The sequence below is a fragment of the Mycolicibacterium aubagnense genome (assembly GCF_010730955.1).
In the GTDB taxonomy this organism is placed as follows: domain Bacteria; phylum Actinomycetota; class Actinomycetes; order Mycobacteriales; family Mycobacteriaceae; genus Mycobacterium; species Mycobacterium aubagnense.
Window position 1 is genome coordinate 5603538 of sequence record NZ_AP022577.1, and the last position, 18534, is coordinate 5622071.

Annotated in this window: 18 protein-coding genes; 12 read left to right on the forward strand and 6 right to left on the reverse strand. The window is 66.7% G+C overall.

From position 1 onward, the window contains the following. The first annotated feature begins 1 nt into the window (after window position 1). Both recG and G6N59_RS26775 read left to right on the forward strand, forming a co-directional pair. Window positions 2-2221: an ATP-dependent DNA helicase RecG gene (gene recG, locus G6N59_RS26770; RefSeq protein WP_138229928.1), complete on the forward strand. Its 2220-nt coding sequence runs from the start codon at window positions 2-4 to the stop codon at window positions 2219-2221. A gap of 28 nt (window positions 2222-2249) precedes the next feature. Further along, entirely contained in the window at window positions 2250-2957 is a 708-nt protein-coding gene (locus G6N59_RS26775; RefSeq protein ID WP_138229929.1) for an HNH endonuclease family protein, read from the forward strand. A gap of 339 nt (window positions 2958-3296) precedes the next feature. Here the strand turns inward: G6N59_RS26775 and G6N59_RS26780 are convergent, their stop codons facing one another. From G6N59_RS26780 to G6N59_RS26790, 3 genes are all read right to left on the reverse strand, one after another. Continuing rightward, window positions 3297-3809 carry a hypothetical protein gene (locus tag G6N59_RS26780; protein ID WP_138229930.1) on the reverse strand — a complete coding sequence of 171 codons (513 nt, stop codon included), beginning with the start codon at window positions 3807-3809 and terminating at the stop codon, window positions 3297-3299. Window positions 3810-4155: 346 nt separating this feature from the next. Beyond that, window positions 4156-4992, reverse strand: a complete 837-nt coding sequence (locus G6N59_RS26785) for an aldo/keto reductase (RefSeq protein ID WP_138229931.1) — start codon at window positions 4990-4992, stop codon at window positions 4156-4158. Between the two features lie 5 nt (window positions 4993-4997). Next, window positions 4998-5852, reverse strand: a complete 855-nt coding sequence (locus tag G6N59_RS26790) for an aldo/keto reductase (RefSeq protein WP_407665913.1) — start codon at window positions 5850-5852, stop codon at window positions 4998-5000. Here G6N59_RS26790 and G6N59_RS26795 point away from each other — a divergent pair. The 10 genes from G6N59_RS26795 to mutM all read left to right on the forward strand — a co-directional run bounded on the left by G6N59_RS26795 (window position 5845) and on the right by mutM (window position 16013). Next, window positions 5845-6996, forward strand: a complete 1152-nt coding sequence (locus G6N59_RS26795; RefSeq protein ID WP_138229932.1) for an alpha/beta hydrolase — start codon at window positions 5845-5847, stop codon at window positions 6994-6996. The two genes, G6N59_RS26790 and G6N59_RS26795, sit on opposite strands and share 8 nt — an antisense overlap. Window positions 6997-7054: 58 nt before the next feature. Beyond that, complete coding sequence (locus tag G6N59_RS26800) at window positions 7055-7888, forward strand: DsbA family protein (protein WP_138229933.1); 834 nt, start codon at window positions 7055-7057, stop codon at window positions 7886-7888. Continuing rightward, a complete protein-coding gene (locus G6N59_RS26805) occupies window positions 7885-8490 on the forward strand; it encodes a vitamin K epoxide reductase family protein (RefSeq protein ID WP_138229934.1) in 606 nt (201 codons plus the stop codon). The genes G6N59_RS26800 and G6N59_RS26805 overlap by 4 nt, the downstream gene beginning before the upstream one ends. Before the next feature lie 34 nt (window positions 8491-8524). After that, window positions 8525-11908 carry a pyruvate carboxylase gene (locus G6N59_RS26810; protein ID WP_138229935.1) on the forward strand — a complete coding sequence of 1128 codons (3384 nt, stop codon included), beginning with the start codon at window positions 8525-8527 and terminating at the stop codon, window positions 11906-11908. Continuing rightward, window positions 11905-12462, forward strand: coding sequence for a 16S rRNA (guanine(966)-N(2))-methyltransferase RsmD (rsmD, locus tag G6N59_RS26815; RefSeq protein WP_138229936.1), 558 nt, complete (start codon window positions 11905-11907; stop codon window positions 12460-12462). The genes G6N59_RS26810 and rsmD overlap by 4 nt, the downstream gene beginning before the upstream one ends. Before the next feature lie 37 nt (window positions 12463-12499). Further along, window positions 12500-12976 carry a pantetheine-phosphate adenylyltransferase gene (coaD, locus tag G6N59_RS26820; RefSeq protein WP_138229937.1) on the forward strand — a complete coding sequence of 159 codons (477 nt, stop codon included), beginning with the start codon at window positions 12500-12502 and terminating at the stop codon, window positions 12974-12976. An 89-nt stretch (window positions 12977-13065) separates the two neighbouring features. After that, a complete protein-coding gene (gene sepIVA / locus G6N59_RS26825; RefSeq protein ID WP_138229938.1) occupies window positions 13066-13803 on the forward strand; it encodes a cell division protein SepIVA in 738 nt (245 codons plus the stop codon). A 56-nt stretch (window positions 13804-13859) separates the two neighbouring features. Next, on the forward strand, window positions 13860-14432 hold the full coding sequence (locus G6N59_RS26830; protein ID WP_179970242.1) for a YceD family protein: 573 nt from the start codon (window positions 13860-13862) through the stop codon (window positions 14430-14432). Further along, a complete protein-coding gene (gene rnc, locus G6N59_RS26835; RefSeq protein ID WP_138229939.1) occupies window positions 14429-15160 on the forward strand; it encodes a ribonuclease III in 732 nt (243 codons plus the stop codon). The genes G6N59_RS26830 and rnc overlap by 4 nt, the downstream gene beginning before the upstream one ends. Next, on the forward strand, window positions 15153-16013 hold the full coding sequence (mutM, locus tag G6N59_RS26840) for a bifunctional DNA-formamidopyrimidine glycosylase/DNA-(apurinic or apyrimidinic site) lyase (protein ID WP_138229940.1): 861 nt from the start codon (window positions 15153-15155) through the stop codon (window positions 16011-16013). The genes rnc and mutM overlap by 8 nt, the downstream gene beginning before the upstream one ends. A gap of 9 nt (window positions 16014-16022) precedes the next feature. Here mutM and G6N59_RS26845 read toward each other — a convergent pair whose 3' ends face one another. The 3 genes from G6N59_RS26845 to G6N59_RS26855 all read right to left on the reverse strand — a co-directional run bounded on the left by G6N59_RS26845 (window position 16023) and on the right by G6N59_RS26855 (window position 18476). Beyond that, complete coding sequence (locus G6N59_RS26845) at window positions 16023-16820, reverse strand: Rv0361 family membrane protein (RefSeq protein WP_138229941.1); 798 nt, start codon at window positions 16818-16820, stop codon at window positions 16023-16025. A gap of 95 nt (window positions 16821-16915) precedes the next feature. Beyond that, the gene (locus G6N59_RS26850) at window positions 16916-17644 is read right to left on the reverse strand and encodes an Rv0361 family membrane protein (RefSeq protein ID WP_138229942.1); all 729 of its coding nucleotides are present in this window, start codon (window positions 17642-17644) and stop codon (window positions 16916-16918) included. Between the two features lie 85 nt (window positions 17645-17729). Beyond that, window positions 17730-18476 (reverse strand): Rv0361 family membrane protein, encoded by a 747-nt coding sequence (locus tag G6N59_RS26855; RefSeq protein ID WP_138229943.1) that lies wholly within the window; start codon window positions 18474-18476, stop codon window positions 17730-17732. Window positions 18477-18534 lie beyond the last annotated feature (58 nt).

Genomic DNA, 18534 nt, shown 5'->3' on the forward strand with positions numbered 1-18534 from the left:
GGTGGTCGCGCTGACCGACTCGCTGGTGCACGTACTGGGCGCCAAATCCGCTGCGCCACTGGAAGAATTCTTCGGGATCCGCACCGTCAACGATCTGCTGCGGCACTATCCGCGCAAGTACAGCCAGGGTATGACGGTGCTCGGCGAGGACACCGAATTGCCGGAGGAAGGCGACCACGTCACGTTCGTCGACGTCATCACCAAGGCCGAGACGCGCTGGACCAATCGGGCGCCCAAGCGCGAATACCTGGTGGTCACCCTCGGCAACCGTAATCCGAAGGTCACCGCAACCTTTTTCAACGCCAAATTTCTCAAGAAATCCCTCGTCGAGGGCACCCGGGTGATGTTGTCGGGTGTCGTCGGATTCTACGGGCGCACAATGCAATTGACGCATCCCGCGCATCTGGTCCTCAATTCGGGTGCGGGCCGCACGTTCGGCTCGCCGGCGCTGAAGAAGATCGCCGACGCCTCCGAGAAAATGCATGGCGAACTGCAGATGTCGGCTTTCGAGCGGGAGTTCTTCCCGATCTACTCGGCCTGCGCCAAGGTGCAGAGCTGGGACATCTACGCCTGCATCCTGCAGGTGCTCGCCGTGCTGGACCCGGTGCCCGACCCGCTGCCGGAATCGATTCGGGTGCAACGCGGTCTGATCTCCGAGGATCAGGCGCTGCGCGACATCCACCTCGGTGAGCGGGAAGCGGACCGCGAACAAGCCAGGGAGCGACTGACTTTCGATGAGGCCGCCGGCCTGCAGTGGGCGCTGGCCGCCCGTCGGCACAGCGCACAGTCGCAATCCGGCCCGGCGGCGCCGCCGAGGGACGACGGTCTGGCCGTCGCGCTGCGCGACCGGTTGCCGTTCGAATTGACGGCGGGCCAACGTGATGTGCTCGAGGTGCTGTCGGCCGAGCTGTCCGAGTCCCGGCCCATGAACCGGATGTTGCAGGGCGAGGTCGGCTCGGGCAAGACCATCGTCTCGGTGCTGGCCATGCTGCAGATGGTCGATGCCGGCTACCAGTGCGCGCTGCTCGCGCCGACGGAGGTGCTTGCCGTGCAACATGCCCGGTCGGTTCGCGACGTCCTCGGGCCGCTGGCCATGGCGGGCCAGCTCGGCGCACCAGACAACGCGACCTCGGTGGCCCTGCTCACCGGATCCATGACGGCACAACAGAAGCGCCAGGTGCGTGAGGAAGTGTCGAGCGGCCGGGCCGGCATCGTCATCGGCACTCACGCCCTACTGCAGGACGCCGTGGAATTCGACCGGCTCGGCATGGTTGTGGTCGACGAGCAGCACCGGTTCGGTGTCGAACAGCGAGATCGGTTGCGTGCCAAGGCCCCTGACGGTCTGACACCGCATCTGTTGGTGATGACGGCCACCCCGATCCCGCGCACCGTCGCGCTGACCGTGTACGGCGATCTGGAGACCTCGACCATGCGGGAACTACCGCGGGGCCGCCAGCCGATCGACACCAAGACCATCTTCGTGTCGCAGAAACCGGCGTGGCTCGACCGGGCGTGGGCCCGCATCCGTGAGGAGGTCCAAGCGGGGCGGCAGGCCTACGTGGTGGCGTCGCGGATCGACGAGAACGACAAGCAGACCGAAAGCAAAGAGGCCGGACCGCCGCCGGTGACCGTCGTCGAGCTGTACGACAAGCTGCGCACCGGGCCGCTGAGCGGGCTGAAGCTGGGGCTCATGCACGGCCGGCTGCCCGGTGACGAGAAAGATGCCATCATGTCGGCCTTCCGGGCCGGGCAGATCGATGTGCTGGTGTGCACCACGGTGATCGAGGTTGGTGTCGACGTGCCCAACTCGACGGTCATGGTGGTGATGGACGCGGACCGCTTCGGGATCAGCCAGCTGCACCAGCTGCGGGGTCGCATCGGTCGCGGCTCGCACGCCAGCCTCTGCCTGCTCGCGACCAAGCTGCCGGAGGGCTCGAAGGCCGGCGCCCGGCTGCAGGCGGTAGCCGGCACCCTCGACGGTTTCGAATTGGCCGACCTGGACCTGCAGGAACGTCGCGAGGGCGATGTGCTGGGGCTCAATCAGTCCGGACGGGCCGGGTATCTGCGGTTCCTGTCGCTGGCCGACCATCAGGAAGTCATCGAGTCGGCGCGCACGTTCTGCCAGGCGGCCTACGCGCAGAATCCGGACGATCCGGGGATGTCCGCGCTCGCCGCCCAATTCGTCGACACCGATCGCGTCGAGTACCTGGACAAGGCGTGACCAGGCGAGCGAAGCGACGGGAGCTCTGGTGAAGCGCCTGCTGTGGCTGATGGCGGCGGTGGTGCTGGCGGTGGTCGTGGCCGTCCAGGTCGGTACGGCCGACGAACCCGCAGCGGTCGCCGACGGCCCTGACGGCGCCGTCACACCGACCGTCGCCCCCGGTACCGACATCCTGGCCGGAGTGGCTGTCATCCCGCGGCGCATGCGTGACCCCAACTACCGGCGCGCGGCGTTCGGCGAGCCCTGGACCGACGACAACTCGGCGCCCGACGGCCACAACGGCTGCGACACCCGCAACGACATCCTGAACCGCGATCTCACGGACAAGACCATCGTGTCGCTCAAGCGCTGCCCGCAGGCTGTGAAAACGGGAGTGCTGCGCGACCCGTATACCAACGACACCATCGCCTTCACGCGTGGCAACCAGGTCGGCGCGGCGGTGCAGATCGACCACCTCGTGCCGCTGGCACTGGCCTGGGACCTGGGGGCCCGGGACTGGCCACAGGACCAGCGGGTGCGTTTCGCCAACGACCCGGCGAATCTCCTCGCCGTGTCCGGGAAATCGAACCAGGACAAAGGGGACAAGCAGCCGTCGGATTGGATGCCGCCCAACCACGGGTTCTGGTGCCAGTACGCGGTGCAGTACATCGCGGTGCTGCGCGGCTACGGACTCCCGGTCGATGAGCCGTCGGTGCCTGTTCTCCGCGATGCCGCCGCGACCTGCCCGACAGGTTAGGCGCCGACAGCGCAGTTCTCCGGCAGCGATCGCCAGAACAGAATGAAATCTTCGGGCTTTTGTTGCCCACGGGATGACTCTGCACGAAAACAGGTGCTGATTTGTTTGCTGAAAGACCGCTGGATGGCGGCACCGCTAATTCGGGCCTGTCCTAGTCGATTGCGCAGAGTATTGGTTGCCGAGCTAATACATCCCGGCAACCAATACCTGGCCGCAGCATTGTGGCGAACGCGGCGAAATTACTGATAGCGGCTACCTGAATTCCGCCGACAGAATGGCGCCATTGAGTAATCGGCCGTATTGACCGCGCTCGGATATCGAATTCGCGCCTAAGCGCTGTCAGTGACGCCCAAAAAAACCTCCGATGGTCAACAACGTGCCGTTGAGGTCGCCCGCGAGGGTATTGGTGGTGCCGTTGAGGTCGCCGGCGAGGGTGTGGGTGGTGCCGTCGAGGTCGCCGGCGAGGGTATTGGTGGTGCCGTTGAGGTCGCCGGCGAGGGTGTGGGTGGTGCCGTCGAGGTCGCCGGCGAGGGTGTGGGTGGTGCCGTCGAGTGCGCCGGCCACGGTCTTGACCGTGCCGTCCAGTGCACCCGCGATGCCGGATACCGGGCTGGCCGCCGCTGCTGCCTTCGGCGTGGCTGCAAGTGCCTTAGGCGTGGCTGCTACTGCCTTGGGCGTGGCTGCTACTGCCTTGGGGGTGGTAGCAGCGGCTGCTTTCGGCGTTGATTTGGCCGCGCCGGCCTTGGCTGTCGTGCTGTGGGTGGTGCTTCCCGAATGGGAGGTGTCGGCATAGGCCGTGCCGGTCGCGCCCGAAACTATTAATGCGCCGAGCCCCATTGTTGCGGCGCCCAACGCCAAGCGCTTGGAGATGCCGGCAATTGTCGGTATCGTTAATTCTGAGGTGCTACCAAATAGACGAGCCATTTCCTTGAACCCCCTACTTTTAGGCTGCGTGGTCGCGTCGGATTGTGTGGACGCAATATCAAATTAACGCACCAGCGGTAATAGGGGGATAGTTAACACAAATGAATTGCTGCGAGTTGTTCGACAATTGACACATGCGACGCACTGGACACATCTGTGACAGCCAAGCGAGGGCGGGCTCCGTCGCTACCCGAACGCGTTCGTGCTAAACACAAATGGTCGTCCTCCCGATGGGAGAACGACCATTTGTGTCTGAGTAGGAACCGCAGGCGGGCTAGACGCCCGTGTAGGTGGCGGGGTCCGGGCGGTACCGGGTGCCGTTGTCCAGACCGCTCAGGGCAGCCATGTGCTCGGCGGCCAGTTCGAACCCGAACACATCGAGGTTCTCGGCGATGCGCTCCGGCGACGACGAGCGCGGGATGACGGAGTTACCCAGCTGCAGACTCCAGCGGATCAGCACCTGGGCCGGCGTCTTGCTGTATTCGGCGGCGACGGACTGCACGGTCGGGTTGGTCAGCAGGTTGCCGACGCCCAGCGGGCTGTAGGCCTGGGTGACGATGCCGCGCTCGGCGTGCACCGCGCGCAGCGCCGCCTGGTTGAGCAGCGGGTGCAGTTCGATCTGGTTGACCACCGGGCTGACGTAGCTCAGGTCGATGATGGTGGACAGGTCCTCGTCGGTGAAGTTGCAGACGCCGATCGACTTGGCGCTGCCGTCGTTGTGCACCTTGATCAGTGCACCCCAGCTGTCCACGTACTTGCTGATGTCGCCGGCGGGCCAATGGATCATGTAGAGGTCCACGTACTCCATGCCGAGCTTGTCGAGGCTGACCTTGAGGGCGTCCTGGCCGGCCTGGAAGCCCTGGTCGGCGTTGGCCAGCTTGGTGGTGACGAAAATCTCGGCGCGCGGGATGCCCGACGCGGCGATGGCCCGGCCGACGGCTTCTTCGTTGCCGTAGACGGCTGCGGTGTCGATCAGCCGGATACCCATCTCGAGCGCAGCCGAGACGGCGCGCTCGGTCTCGGCGTCCGACAGCTCGGCGACACCGAGGCCGAGCGCCGGAATCGTGTTGTCGTCGTGGAGCGCCACATTGGGAATCTCTGCGGAGGCCATGTCACCTACCCTGTGAAGTTGAATGTTCGTGGATCCGGGCCCAGGCGGGTGCCGTTGTCGAGGGTCGCGATGGACGCGATGTCCGCTTCGCTCAGCTCGAAATCAAACACGTTGAAATTGCTCGCAATCCGCTCTGGGTTCACCGATTTCGGGATGACGATATTACCCAGCTGGAGATGCCACCTAATCAGGGCCTGTGCTGGCGTTTTTCCGTGGCGCTCGGCGATGGAGGTGACGGCCGGGTCCTGAAGCAGGGATCCTTGCCCCAGTGGGCTCCAGGCCTCGGTGGCGATGCCGTACCGGGCATGGGTCTCGCGCAGCTCCGCCTGTGGCAGGCGGGGATGGAGTTCGATCTGGTTGACGGCCGGCACGATCCCCGTCGCATCGATGAGCAGTTTCAGATGCTCGGGTTCGAAGTTGCTGACGCCGATCGCGCGGATCCGGCCCTGGTCACGCAGGTGAGCGAACGCCTTGAAGGTGTCGACGAACAGGTTTTGCGCGGGCGTCGGCCAGTGGATCAGGTAGAGGTCCAGGTAGTCGAGCCCCAACCGCGCCATGCTGGCGTCGAACGCGGCGAGGGTCTTCTCGTAGCCCTGTTCGGAGTTCCACAGCTTGGTGACGACGAAGATGTCTTCACGTGCGACATCGGACGCGGCGATGGCCTGGCCGACCTGGGTTTCGTTGAGGTAGGCCGCGGCGGTGTCGATATGTCGGTATCCGGCGTGCAATGCTGCCGTGACGGCGCGTTCGGTGTCCTCTGCAGGTGTCTGCCACACTCCGAGGCCGACCACCGGGATGGACGTACCGTCGTTGAGCATCAGCGTTGGATTCGGAACACCTGAAGGATCAGCCATGACCATGAGCATGCCAGGCGATGCTGTGCAGTCCGCGGCGACAAATCACGCCGAACTGGTCGGCCGGCCGGAGCATCCGGTCGCGGGCCGTCCCAGCCCGCTGCGCTTGACGGTCATGACCAAGATCGGCGGCGTCGCCCTTCGGCTGCTGCCCAAGATCCCTGACTGGCTGAAGCGGGTCCTGCTCTGCGGGCGCCGGGTCACCATCGACGGAAACACCCTCGACACCACCCTTCAGCTGATGCTGGCGGCGCAGAACGCGAGCGGCGCCGGTGGCCTGGTCGTCAGCAGCGACATCGACGTCGCGCGAAAGCAGTTGACCGCGCTGTCGCGGTACCTCGACCCGGCCATCGCCGTGACGACGACCGACTTCGCCATCCCCGGTCCCGTCGAGCCGCTGCGCGCGCGGCACTACCAGCCAGACGTCACCGGCCCCGCCCCGATGCTGGTCTTCTTCCACGGTGGCGGATTTGTCGTCGGCGGCATCGAGTCGCATGACGGTCTGTGCCGGCTGATCTGTCGTGACGCCGGAGTGCACGTCGTGTCCGTCGAATACCGGCTGGCTCCCGAGCACCCGGCTCCGGCCGCCTCCGATGACTGCTACGCCGCCTACCTCTGGTGTGTGGAGAACGCCGCGCGTCTGGGCGCGATCCCGGCGAAGATCGCGGTCGGCGGCGACAGTGCCGGCGGCAACCTGGCGGCCGTCGTGTCTCAGCTGGCCCGCGACAACCACAAGCCGCGGCCGGCGTTGCAGTTGCTGATCTATCCCGTGACCAACTTCGCCGGGGACACCCGGTCGAAGGTGCTGTTCGCCGACGGCTACTTCCTGAGCAAGATCGACATGGACTGGTTCCAGGCGAACTACCTGGCCGAGTCGGCGCTCGAGCCGTCGGACCCGCGGGTGTCGCCACTGTTGGCCGACGATCTGTCGGGGCTGCCGCCGGCGCTGGTGCTCACCGGTGGCTTCGACCCGTTGCGCGACGAGGGCGACGCCTACGCCGCGGCGCTGGCCGCCGCCGGGGTGCCGGTCGATCACCGCAGGTACGGCTCGCTGGTCCACGCGTTCGCGAATTTCTTCCCGCTCGGCGGCGATAGCGCGACGGCGACCGCGGACTTCGTCTCCGCATTTCGGGCTCACCTCACCCGCTGAGGCCCGGTCCGGCGGGCTTCGGCAGGGTTTTCCCGATGGCGTCGGTACCCTTGACGCCGTGCCGTCGAAATCGTCGAAGTCATCGAAGAACGCCAGCTACGACCTGAAGGCCGCGGACCGGAAGCGGGACTGGGTGGTCAAGGGCGGGCTGACCGCGCTGGTCATCGTTTTCGCGGTGGTCCTGGTGGCGTACATCGTCATGAACGGCAAGCCCAAAGCCGACCCACACAAGGTGCAGGCCGTCCAGATCGCGGCCAGCAACGTCGTCACCAACCCCGGCACCAAGGACCCGAAGGTCACCCTCTCGATCTACGAGGACTTTCTCTGCCCGGTGTGCGGCGTCTTCGAAAAGACGTACGGCCCCACCATCGCCAAGCTGATCGACAACGGCGACATCGCTGTCGACTACAACATCGTCTCGATCATCGGCCGTGGCGACCCGAAGTCGTACTCGACCCGCGCGGGAGCCATGGCGTACTGCGTCGCCGACGAGGACAAGACCGCGTTCCGGCGCTTCCATGAGGCGCTCTACAAGAACCAGCCCGAGGAAACCGCGGCCACTTTCCCGGACAACGCCAAACTGCTGGAGTACGCGCGCCAGTCCGGCGTCGCCGTCGGCCCGAACGACCCGCTCAGCAAGTGCGTCGAGAACGGCGTCTACACCGAGATGGTCAACAACATGGCCCGCAACGCGCAGATTCAGGGCACCCCGACCATCAAGATCAACGGCACCGAGACCAGCCTGGTCCCGAACGGTGACCCGGCCAGCCTGATCGAGAAGATCAAGGCCATCGCGCCCGACCTGCCGAACCTGGCCACGGCATCGGCGGCCCCCGCCGCTCCCGCGCCCGGCGCCCCGGCACCGCAGCCCGCTCCGGCGCCGCACCAGTGACCGACGTCGAGACCTCCGAACGGCCGGCAGGGGTAGCGATCAGCCGCCCCGCCGCCGTCTGGGTTCTGCTCGCGGGCATCCTCGGCGAGGCCGCCGCGTTCGTGCTGTCGGTCGAGAAGATCCGGCAGCTGCAGAACCCGTCGTACGTCCCGTCGTGCAGCATCAATCCGGTGCTGTCGTGCGGATCGGTGATGCTGACCAAGCAGGCCTCGGTGTTCGGATTCCCGAACCCGCTCCTGGGCATCGCCGCCTTCAGCGTCGTGATCGTCACAGGTGTGCTGGCAGTGGCGGGGATTCGGCTGCCGCGGTGGTACTGGGCCGGTCTGGCCGGTGGCACGCTGCTCGGCGCCGTGTTCGTGCACTGGCTCATCTACCAGAGCCTGTACGAGATCGGCGCTCTGTGCCCGTATTGCATGGTCGTTTGGGTCGTCACCGTGGCGCTGCTGGTCGTGGTGTCGTCAATTGCCTTGCGGCCCTTGGCCGGTAGCAAAGCGTTGCACGCCCTGTACCAGTGGCGGTGGCCGCTGTACGCCGTGTGGGTCACCGCGATTGCGTTGCTGATCCTTGATCGATTCTGGAGTTATTGGTCCACGCTGATCTAGCGCGCCAGTTGGCCGTACCCGCTAGGGTCACTGGGTGATTTCCAAACTCCTGGTGGCCAATCGCGGTGAAATCGCGATCCGGGCCTTTCGCGCAGCCAACGAATTGGGTATCGCCACCGTCGCGGTGTACCCGTTCGAGGATCGCAATTCGCTGCATCGGCTCAAGGCTGACGAGTCGTACCAGATCGGCGAGAAGGGCCATCCGGTCCGGGCGTACCTGAATATCGATGACATCGTCGCGACGGCCGTGGCGTGCGGCGCCGACGCGATCTACCCAGGCTATGGCTTCCTGTCCGAAAACCCCGAACTGGCGGCAGCCTGTGCTGCCGCGGGCATCACATTCGTCGGACCTGGCTCCGACATCCTCGAACTGACCGGCAACAAGGCACGGGCCATCGAGTCCGCGCGCGCCGCGGGGCTGCCCGTGCTGGCCTCGTCGGAGCCGTCGTCGTCGGTGGATGACCTACTCGCGGCCGCCGAGCACATGCAGTTCCCGTTGTTCGTCAAGGCCGTCGCCGGTGGTGGCGGTCGCGGTATGCGCCGGGTGGCAGACCCAGCCGACCTCCGTGAGGCCATCGAAGCCGCGTCCCGCGAAGCCGATTCGGCGTTCGGTGACCCGACGGTGTTCCTGGAGCAGGCCGTCGTCAACCCGCGGCACATCGAAGTGCAGATCCTCGCCGACACCCACGGCAACGTCATGCACCTGTTCGAGCGCGACTGCAGCGTCCAGCGCCGCCACCAGAAGGTCATCGAGCTGGCCCCCGCGCCGAACCTGGATCCCGCACTGCGCGACCGCATGTGCAACGACGCCGTGGCCTTCGCCCGGCAGATCGGCTACTCGTGCGCCGGCACCGTCGAATTCCTCGTCGACGAGCGCGGCCAGCACGTCTTCATCGAGATGAACCCGCGCATCCAGGTGGAGCACACGGTGACCGAGGAGATCACCGCCGTCGACCTGGTCGCCTCGCAGTTGTGTATCGCCTCCGGTTCGTCGCTCGAGCAGCTGGGATTGAGCCAGGAGACCATGCAGGCCCGCGGCGCCGCGCTGCAGTGCCGTATCACCACCGAGGACCCGGCCAACGGCTTCCGTCCCGACACCGGCCGCATCACCGCCTACCGTACCCCGGGCGGCGCCGGCATCCGGCTCGACGGCGGCACCAACCTGGGCGCCGAGGTCTCGGCGCACTTCGACTCCATGCTGGTCAAATTGACTTGTCGCGGAAGGGATTTGACGACCGCCGTGGCGCGCGCCAAGCGGGCCCTGGCCGAATTCCGTATCCGCGGTGTCTCAACGAACATCCCGTTCCTGCAGGCGGTGCTCGATGACCCCGATTTCGTCGCCGGAAAGGTGACGACGTCATTCATCGACGAACGTCCGCAGCTGCTGACCGCGCGCAGCAGCGCCGACCGCGGCACCAAGATCCTCAACTACCTGGCCGACGTGACGGTCAACCAGCCGCACGGACCACGCCCGTCAGCGGTATACCCGCGCGACAAGCTGCCCGCCGTCGACCTCAAGGCCGCGCCGCCCGCGGGCTCGAAGCAGCGGTTGGTGGAACTGGGTCCGGAGGGCTTCGCGCGTTGGCTGCGCGACAGCCCGGCCGTCGGGGTCACCGATACCACCTTCCGCGATGCGCACCAGTCGCTGCTGGCCACCCGCGTGCGGTCCACCGGCCTGCTGGAGATCGCTCCGTACATCGCCCGGTCGACGCCGCAGCTGCTGTCGGTCGAGTGCTGGGGTGGTGCCACTTACGATGTGGGCCTTCGCTTTTTGAAGGAAGACCCGTGGGAGCGGCTGGCCGCACTGCGTGAGGCCCTGCCGAACATCTGTCTGCAGATGCTGCTGCGCGGCCGCAACACCGTCGGCTACACGCCGTACCCCGAATTGGTGACGTCGGCCTTCGTCGAAGAGGCCACGGCCACCGGCATCGACATCTTCCGCATCTTCGACGCGCTGAACAATGTGTCCTCGATGCGCCCCGCCATCGAAGCGGTGCGTGAAACCGGTTCTGCGGTAGCCGAAGTCGCGATGTCCTACACCGGCGACCTGACCAACCCGGGCGAGAAGATCTACACCCTGGATTACTGGCTGAAACTCGCCGACGAGATCGTCGACGCCGGCGCGCACGTGCTGGCCATCAAGGACATGGCCGGCCTGCTGCGGCCGCCGGCAGCGGCAAAACTGGTGTCGGCGTTGAAGTCTCGCTTCGACCTGCCGGTACACGTGCACACCCACGACACCCCGGGTGGGCAGCTGGCGACCTACATGGCCGCCTGGCAGGCCGGTGCCGATGCGGTCGACGGTGCCTCGGCACCGATGGCCGGCACCACCAGCCAGCCCGCGCTGTCGTCCATCGTCGCGGCGACGGCGCACACCCAGTACGACACCGGGCTGTCGCTGGCGGCGGTCTGCGACCTGGAGCCGTACTGGGAGGCGCTGCGCCGGGTGTACGCGCCGTTCGAGTCCGGCCTGCCATCGCCGACCGGTCGCGTCTACACCCACGAAATCCCGGGTGGCCAGCTCAGCAACCTGCGTACGCAGGCGATCGCGCTGGGCCTGGGAGACCGGTTCGAGGAGATCGAGAACGCCTACGCAGGTGCCGACCGGATCCTCGGCCGCCTGGTGAAGGTGACGCCGTCGAGCAAGGTGGTGGGCGACTTGGCCCTCTCGCTGGTCGGTGCCCACGTCACCGCTGACGACTTCGCGGCCGACCCGTCCCGCTATGACATCCCGGACAGCGTCATCGGATTCTTCCGCGGCGAGTTGGGCGACCCGCCCGGTGGTTGGCCGGAGCCGTTGCGCAGCAAGGCACTGGAGGGACGCGGCCCGGCCAGGCCGGAGCAGCAGCTGACCGAGGAGGACGAGGCTCAGCTGGCGGCGCCGGGTCCGGTGCGCCAGGGCGCGCTGAACCGGTTGTTGTTCCCCGGACCGACGAAGGAGTTCCTGGCGCACCGCGAGGAATACGGCGATACCTCGCGGCTCAGTGCCAATCAGTTCTTCTACGGTCTGCGCCGCGGGGAAGAGCATCGCGTGCAGCTGGAGAAGGGCGTCGAGCTGCTGATCGGCCTGGAGGCGGTGTCCGAGCCCGACGAGCGCGGCATGCGTACCGTGTTGTGCCTCATCAACGGTCAGCTGCGGCCCGTGCTGGTTCGTGACCGCGCCATCGCCGCGGACGTGCCGGCTGCCGAGAAGGCCGACCGCACCAACCCCGACCACGTGGCGGCTCCGTTCGCTGGTGTGGTCACGGTCGGCGTTGCGGTCGGCGACCAGGTGGATGCCGGCCAGACCATCGCCACGATCGAGGCGATGAAGATGGAGGCGGCCATCACCGCACCGAAGGCCGGCACTGTCGCGCGGATCGCCGTCACGCCTACCGCGGGTGTGGAGGGTGGCGATCTGCTCGTGGTGATCAGCTGACCCGGATCATCGGCGGCCGCCATGGCGGCCGCCGGATTTCGGTGCCCGCCAAAGGGACTCGACCGACGACGGATCGGGTGCGCGAGTCGCTGTTCAACGTGCTGGCGGCCCGGGTGGATTTCGATGGGGCCCGTGTGCTCGACCTGTACGCCGGGTCGGGAGCGCTCGGACTGGAGTCGCTGTCGCGGGGCGCGGCCTCGGCCTTGTTCGTCGAGTCCGACCGGCGCGCCGCGGCGGTGATCGCACGGAACATCGCCGAGCTGGGGGTCGACGGCGCGGCGGTGCGGTGCGCCACGGCGTCCAGTGTGGCGGGGACGTCCGCGACCCGGCCGGTGGACCTGGTGTTCGCCGATCCGCCGTACGACGTACCGGCCGCTGACGTGGAAGCCATTGTCGGACAGCTGGTTTCAGGTGGCTGGTTGGCGGCGGGGGCGATCGCGGTGATCGAGCGCCCGGCGTCAGGCCCGGCGCTCGTCTGGCCGGTCGGCTGGACCGTGCTGCGCGAGCGGCGGTACGGCGACACCCGGCTGGAGATGGCGGAGTGGGCGGGCTGAGCGCCGGCATTGCCCGGGCCTTGTACCGTCTTGGGCTATGAGCGGTGCGGTCTGCCCGGGATCCTTCGACCCGATAACCCTTGGTCACCTCGACGTCTTCGAGCGGGCGGCAGCCCAGTTCGACGAGGTGGTGGTGGCGGTGCTGGTGAACCCCAACAAGAAGGGCATGTTCACCGGCGAGGAACGCATCGCGATGATCACCGAGGCGACATCGCACCTGCCGAACCTGCGTGCCGAGACCGGATCGGGGCTTGTCGTCGACTTCGCCCGGGCGCGCGGGCTGACGGCCATCGTCAAGGGACTGCGCACCGGCACCGACTTCGAGTACGAGTTGCAAATGGCGCAGATGAACCGACACGTTGCCGGTGTCGACACCTTCTTCGTCGCCACCAAGCCGCAGTTCTCTTTCGTGTCGTCGTCGTTGGCGAAGGAGGTGGCGGCCCTCGGCGGCGACGTCACCGACCTGCTGCCGGCAGCGGTGAACGAGCGGTTGCAGGCCAAGCTGGCTGGATAGTTCTGCGCGACACACCGGCCGCCAAAGCGGAGTCACACGAGTAACACCAGGCACACTGGTAACAACAACTACGCCTGGAGGATGTTGCCGTGTACCGAGTATTTGAGGCGCTGGACGAGCTCGGCGCGATCGTGGAAGAGGCACGTGGAGTGCCGATGACCGCGGGCTGCATGGTGCCGCGGGGCGATGTCCTGGAACTTCTCGACGACATCAAGGACGCGATCCCGGGTGAACTGGACGACGCCCAGGATGTTCTGGATGCCCGCGACGGGATGCTGCGCGAAGCCAAGCAGCACGCCGACTCGATGGTGTCGTCGGCCACGGCCGAGGCGGATTCCCTGGTCAATCACGCTCGGTCCGAGGCCGACCGGCTGCTGGCCGACGCCAAGGCTCAGGCCGACCGCATGGTCGCCGAGGCGCGTGCGCACAGCGAGCGCATGGTCGGGGAGGCCCGTGAAGAGGCCAACCGGATCTCCGCCACCGCCAAGCGCGAGTACGAGGCCAGCACCAACCGGGCCAAGGCCGAGGTCGACCGGCTCCTGGAGAGCGGCAACCTCTCGTACGAGAAGGCCGTGCAGGAGGGCATCAAAGAGCAGCAGCGCCTGGTGTCGGAGACCGAGGTGGTCCAGACCGCCCACGCCGAGGCCACCCGCATGGTCGATTCCGCGCATGCCGAGGCCGACCGCCTGCGGGGCGAATGCGACATCTACGTCGACACCAAGCTCGCCGAGTTCGAGGAGCACCTCCAGGGCACGCTGCGTTCGGTCAGCCGGGGCCGGCACCAGCTGCGTACCGCAGCGGGCACGCACGACTACGCGCAGCGCTGAATCGGTTGGCGGGAATGGCGTCCGGTCGATGACCGGCGCCGACGTAGGATTGTCCAATGCCTGGCCCGAGACCGCTGACCATTGACATTGCGCGATTGGGCCGACGGCCCGGGTCGATGATTACGCACGTCGAAACCGTGCCCAGTCCCGAGCGGATCGGCCTGGATCTGATGGCGATCGAGGCCGGCGCGCCGATCGACCTCGATCTGCAACTGCAGTCGGTGTCCGAAGGCGTGCTGGTGACAGGGTCGGTATCCGCGCCGACCTCCGGCGAGTGTTCGCGGTGCCTCAACCCGCTGTCCGGGCATGTCACGGTCGACCTCACCGAGCTGTTCGCCTACCCCGACAGCACGACCGAGGCCACCACGGAGGAAGACGAAGTCGGTCACGTCGTCGATGACACCGTCGACCTCGGGCAGTCGATTATCGACGAGGTCGGGCTGACGCTGCCGTTCTCGCCGGTGTGCACCCCGGACTGCCCGGGCTTGTGCCCCGATTGCGGGGTGCGCCTGCTGGACGCCGAACCAGGCCATCACCACGACAAGATCGACCCGCGGTGGGCGAAGTTGTCGGCATTGATGCCGGACAGCCCCGACGCCGACGGTGCTTCGCCGGAGGGCGGTCTATGACGGTAGATCGTGCGCCGCTTCTCGCAGCGCTGGGCGTGCGGTTGCCCGACGATCTGCTGACTGTGGCTCTGACTCATCGCAGCTACGCGTACGAGAACGGCGGTCTGCCAACCAACGAGCGGTTGGAGTTCCTGGGCGACGCCGTGCTCGGTCTGGTGATCACCGCCGAGATTTTCCGCCGGTACCCGGACCGCAGCGAAGGCGAGTTGGCCAAGCTCAAGTCAGCGGTCGTCAACACTCAGGCACTGGCGGAAATCGCGCGGAACCTGCCCCCGGACGGGCTGGGCGGCTACCTGCTGCTGGGCCGGGGCGAGATGGCCAGCGGCGGTGCGCAGAAAGCCAATCTGCTGGCTGACGGACTCGAATCGTTGCTCGGCGCAACGTATGTCGAACATGGCCACGAGGTGGCCCAGGCCGTGGTGATGGGACTGTTCAGCGCCGCACTCGATACCGCGGCGAGTCTGGGCGCGGGTCTGGACTGGAAGACCAGCCTGCAGGAACTCTCCGCAGCCCGCCGGATCGGCGTCCCGTCGTACATCGTGACGTCCACGGGCCCGGAGCACGACAAAGAGTTCACCGCACGCGCGGTGGTCGGCGGCGTCGACTACGGCGAAGGCACCGGGCGCACCAAGAAGGAAGCCGAACAACATGCCGCCGCGGCGGCGTACCAGGTGCTGGAAGCCAGTCCCGAAGTCCACCCTGACTCTGACGCCGTCAGCAATGCCTGAACTCCCCGAAGTCGAGGTCGTCCGTCGCGGCCTCGAAACACATCTCGTGACAAAGGGTTTCACCACTGTCACGGTGTTGCACCCGCGCGCGGTGCGACGGCACGACAACGGTCCCGCGGATCTGGCGGGCCGGCTGGCCGGACGCCGGATCACGGGAACGGGGCGCCGCGGCAAGTACCTGTGGCTCACTCTGGACAGTGACGAGGCGCTGGTGGTGCACCTGGGGATGAGCGGCCAGATGTTGATCGGGCCTCCCGCGCGGCCGTCGCACCTGCGGATCACGGCCGTGCTCGACGACGGCACCGAGCTGAGCTTCGTCGACCAACGCACCTTTGGTGGTTGGCAGGTTTGCGACCTCGTCGAGGTCGACGGCAGCATCGTCCCGCTGCCCGTGGCGCACATCGCGCGCGATCCGCTGGATCCCGCATTCGATCCGGATTCGGTGGTGAACGTCTTGCGGCGCAAGGACTCTGAGATCAAGCGTCAGCTGCTGGACCAAACCGTGGTGTCGGGTGTCGGCAACATCTACGCCGACGAATCGCTGTGGCGAGCGCAGGTCAACGGCTTTCGGCCGGCTTCGGCGTTGGCCAGGCGCCGGCTCGGGGAACTGCTCGGCCACGCGGCAGATGTGATGAATTCGGCATTGGCGCAAGGCGGCACGTCGTTCGACTCGCTGTACGTCAATGTCAACGGCGAGTCCGGATACTTCGACCGGTCACTGGACGCCTACGGCCAGGAGGGTGAGCCATGCCGCCGCTGTGGCACGGCGATCCGGCGGGAGAAGTTCATGAACCGCTCGTCGTACTACTGCCCGAAATGCCAACCGCGGCCACGGATCCCGCGCGGGATCTGACGGTACCGGCTACTTCAGTCCGGGCAGACCTTTGAACTTCGGCGAATCCGTCATGCAGAACTTCCACTCGCCGCCTTCTTTACGCAGCGGGACATTCGTGGTGGTCCCGCTGGACGACTTGACGTCCACCGTCGCCCGATCGCCGTTGACGTTGATGTCGGTGATCTCGGCGCCGCCGGTCGGACCAGGGCTGTCGCTGCCTTTGTCGAACTTGCCTGCGATCGAGGGCAGCTTGTCGTAGAGCTTGACGTCATTGGCGCAGGAGTGCGCCTTGAAATCGTCGAAGGTGTCGATGCGCGCCGTCATGAGGTCGCGAATCTGATCCTCTTCCGACGCCGGGACGGCGGCCGTCACTCCGCTGTTGCCGGACGCCGACTGCGAGTCCGAACCTGACGTCGCGATGAGGATGACGACCACGACGACCAGGACGACGGCGAAAATCCCCGCACCGATGAGCGCGAACATTCGGTTCCGATTGGGCGGAGCGGGCGGCGGGAACCCGGGCTGGCCGGGGTATCCCGGACCCATCGGATACCCGGGGACCGGCCCGTAGCCGGGCTGGCCGTAGGCGCCGGGGTAGCCGTACTGCGGCTGGCCATAGGCAGGCTGCCCGTACTGTGGCTGGCCGTAGGTTGGCTGCGCGTACTCAGGCTGGCCGTAGGTCGGTTGTCCGTAGGCAGGCTGCCCATAGCCGGGTTGCCCGTAGACCGGTTGGCCGTACGCGGGCTGGCCGTATCCCTCGGGCGGCTGCTGTGGCGGCTGCCAGGGCTGAGCGCCCGGATCCGAGCCGGACGGGGGATAGGTCATGTCTGCGCGCTCCCTGTGAACTGTGCTTGGTGTCCAACGTAACACCAGCTTGACTGCCCGAAATGCCAACCGCGGCCGGGCAAGTTACAGGTCGGTCACTTCATGCCGGGCAGGTTCTGTAGCTGCTTCAGTTGCGGTGAGTCGGTGAAGCAGATCTTCCACTCACCGCTTTCTTTGCGGAAGTACAGCGTGCCGGAACGCTCGAGGCCGGTGCTCGACGTCGCGGTGACTTCCGCGGTGGCGGTATCACCGGTCACGTTGACACTGTCGACGGTCGCTTTGCTCTTGGCGCCGGTCGGGTTGGTGCCGGTGCTGTCAGCGATGCCGGGGAACTTGCTGAAGAACTTCTGGTCGTTGGCGCAGGCTCGGTCTTTGATCGACGACGGTCCGGAGCTCATCAGGCTGCGAATCTGATCTTCGTCAGAGTTGCCGCCCAGAGCGCTGAGCCCGCCACCGGAGTTCGAGATGAGCACCACGGCGAGCACGATGCCGATGACGATGATGGCCGCCAGGCCACCGATCAGCGCCCACTTCGGGCCATTCGATTTCGGTTGCGGTGCGCCGGGGAATCCCGGACCTACCGGGTAACCCGGCGGCTGTCCGTAGCCCGGTTGGCCGTACCCGGGTTGGCCGTAGGTCGGCTGCCCGTAGGCGGGCTGGCCGTACGTGGGTCCGGGTTGGGGTTGGCCGTATCCCGGTTGGCCGTAACCCGGTTGGCCGTATCCCGGTTGGCCGTAGCCGCTCGGCGGGAACCCGGGTGCAGGCTGCTGCGGCGGCTGCCACGGCTGAGAGCCTGGCTGCGGCCCGAGCGGGGGATAGGTCATATGTGGTCGCTCCCTGTGAACTGTGCTTGCCGTCCAACGTAACACCGCGGACCGCCTACCACCGGAAACGCCGGTCGGCCCGGCCCTACTTCATCCCGGGCAGCTGCTGAATCTTCTGCATCTCCGGCGAATCGGTGAGGCAGTACTTCCATTCGCCGCCTTCCTTGCGGAAGTAGATGGTGGTGGTTGTCTCCCTCCCACTTTCGGCATGCGTGGTGACGTTCACGGTGGCACGGTCGCCGGTTACGTCGACGCTGTTGACGGTGACCTTCACCTTGGGGCCGACGGGCGCTTTCTTCCCCGAGGCGTCGGCGAGGCCGGGATACTTGCTGAGGAACTTGTCGTCTGCTGCGCACCGGTGGTCCTTCAACGACGTCGGCGAGCTCATCAAGCTGCGAATCTGCTCCTCGTCGGAGTTGCCGCCCAGGGCGCTGAGCCCGCTACCGGAATCCGAGGTCCACACGACCACGCCGATCACGATGCCGATCACCGCCAACAAGGCCAGCCCGCCGATCAGCAGCTTCTTCTGATTATTCGGTTGGGGTGCGCCGGGATGGCCGGGCCCCATCGGATACCCGGGCGGCTGTCCGTAGCCGGGACCCATCGGATAGCCCGGGGCCTGTCCGTACCCGGGTGCCTGTCCGTACCCGGGTGCCTGTCCGTACCCGGGTGCCTGTCCGTACCCGGCCGGTTGCCCGTAGCCGGCGGGCTGTCCGTACCCGGCCGGTTGCCCGTAGCCCGGCGCCTGTCCATACCCGGCGGATTGTCCGTAGCCGGGTGCAGGCTGCCACGGCTGGGCCCCCGGCCCAGGGTTGGGCGGCGGATACGTCATGGCTGGTTCCCCCAATGAATTGTGCTGGCATTCAACGTAACACCGGCTCACCAGGGTC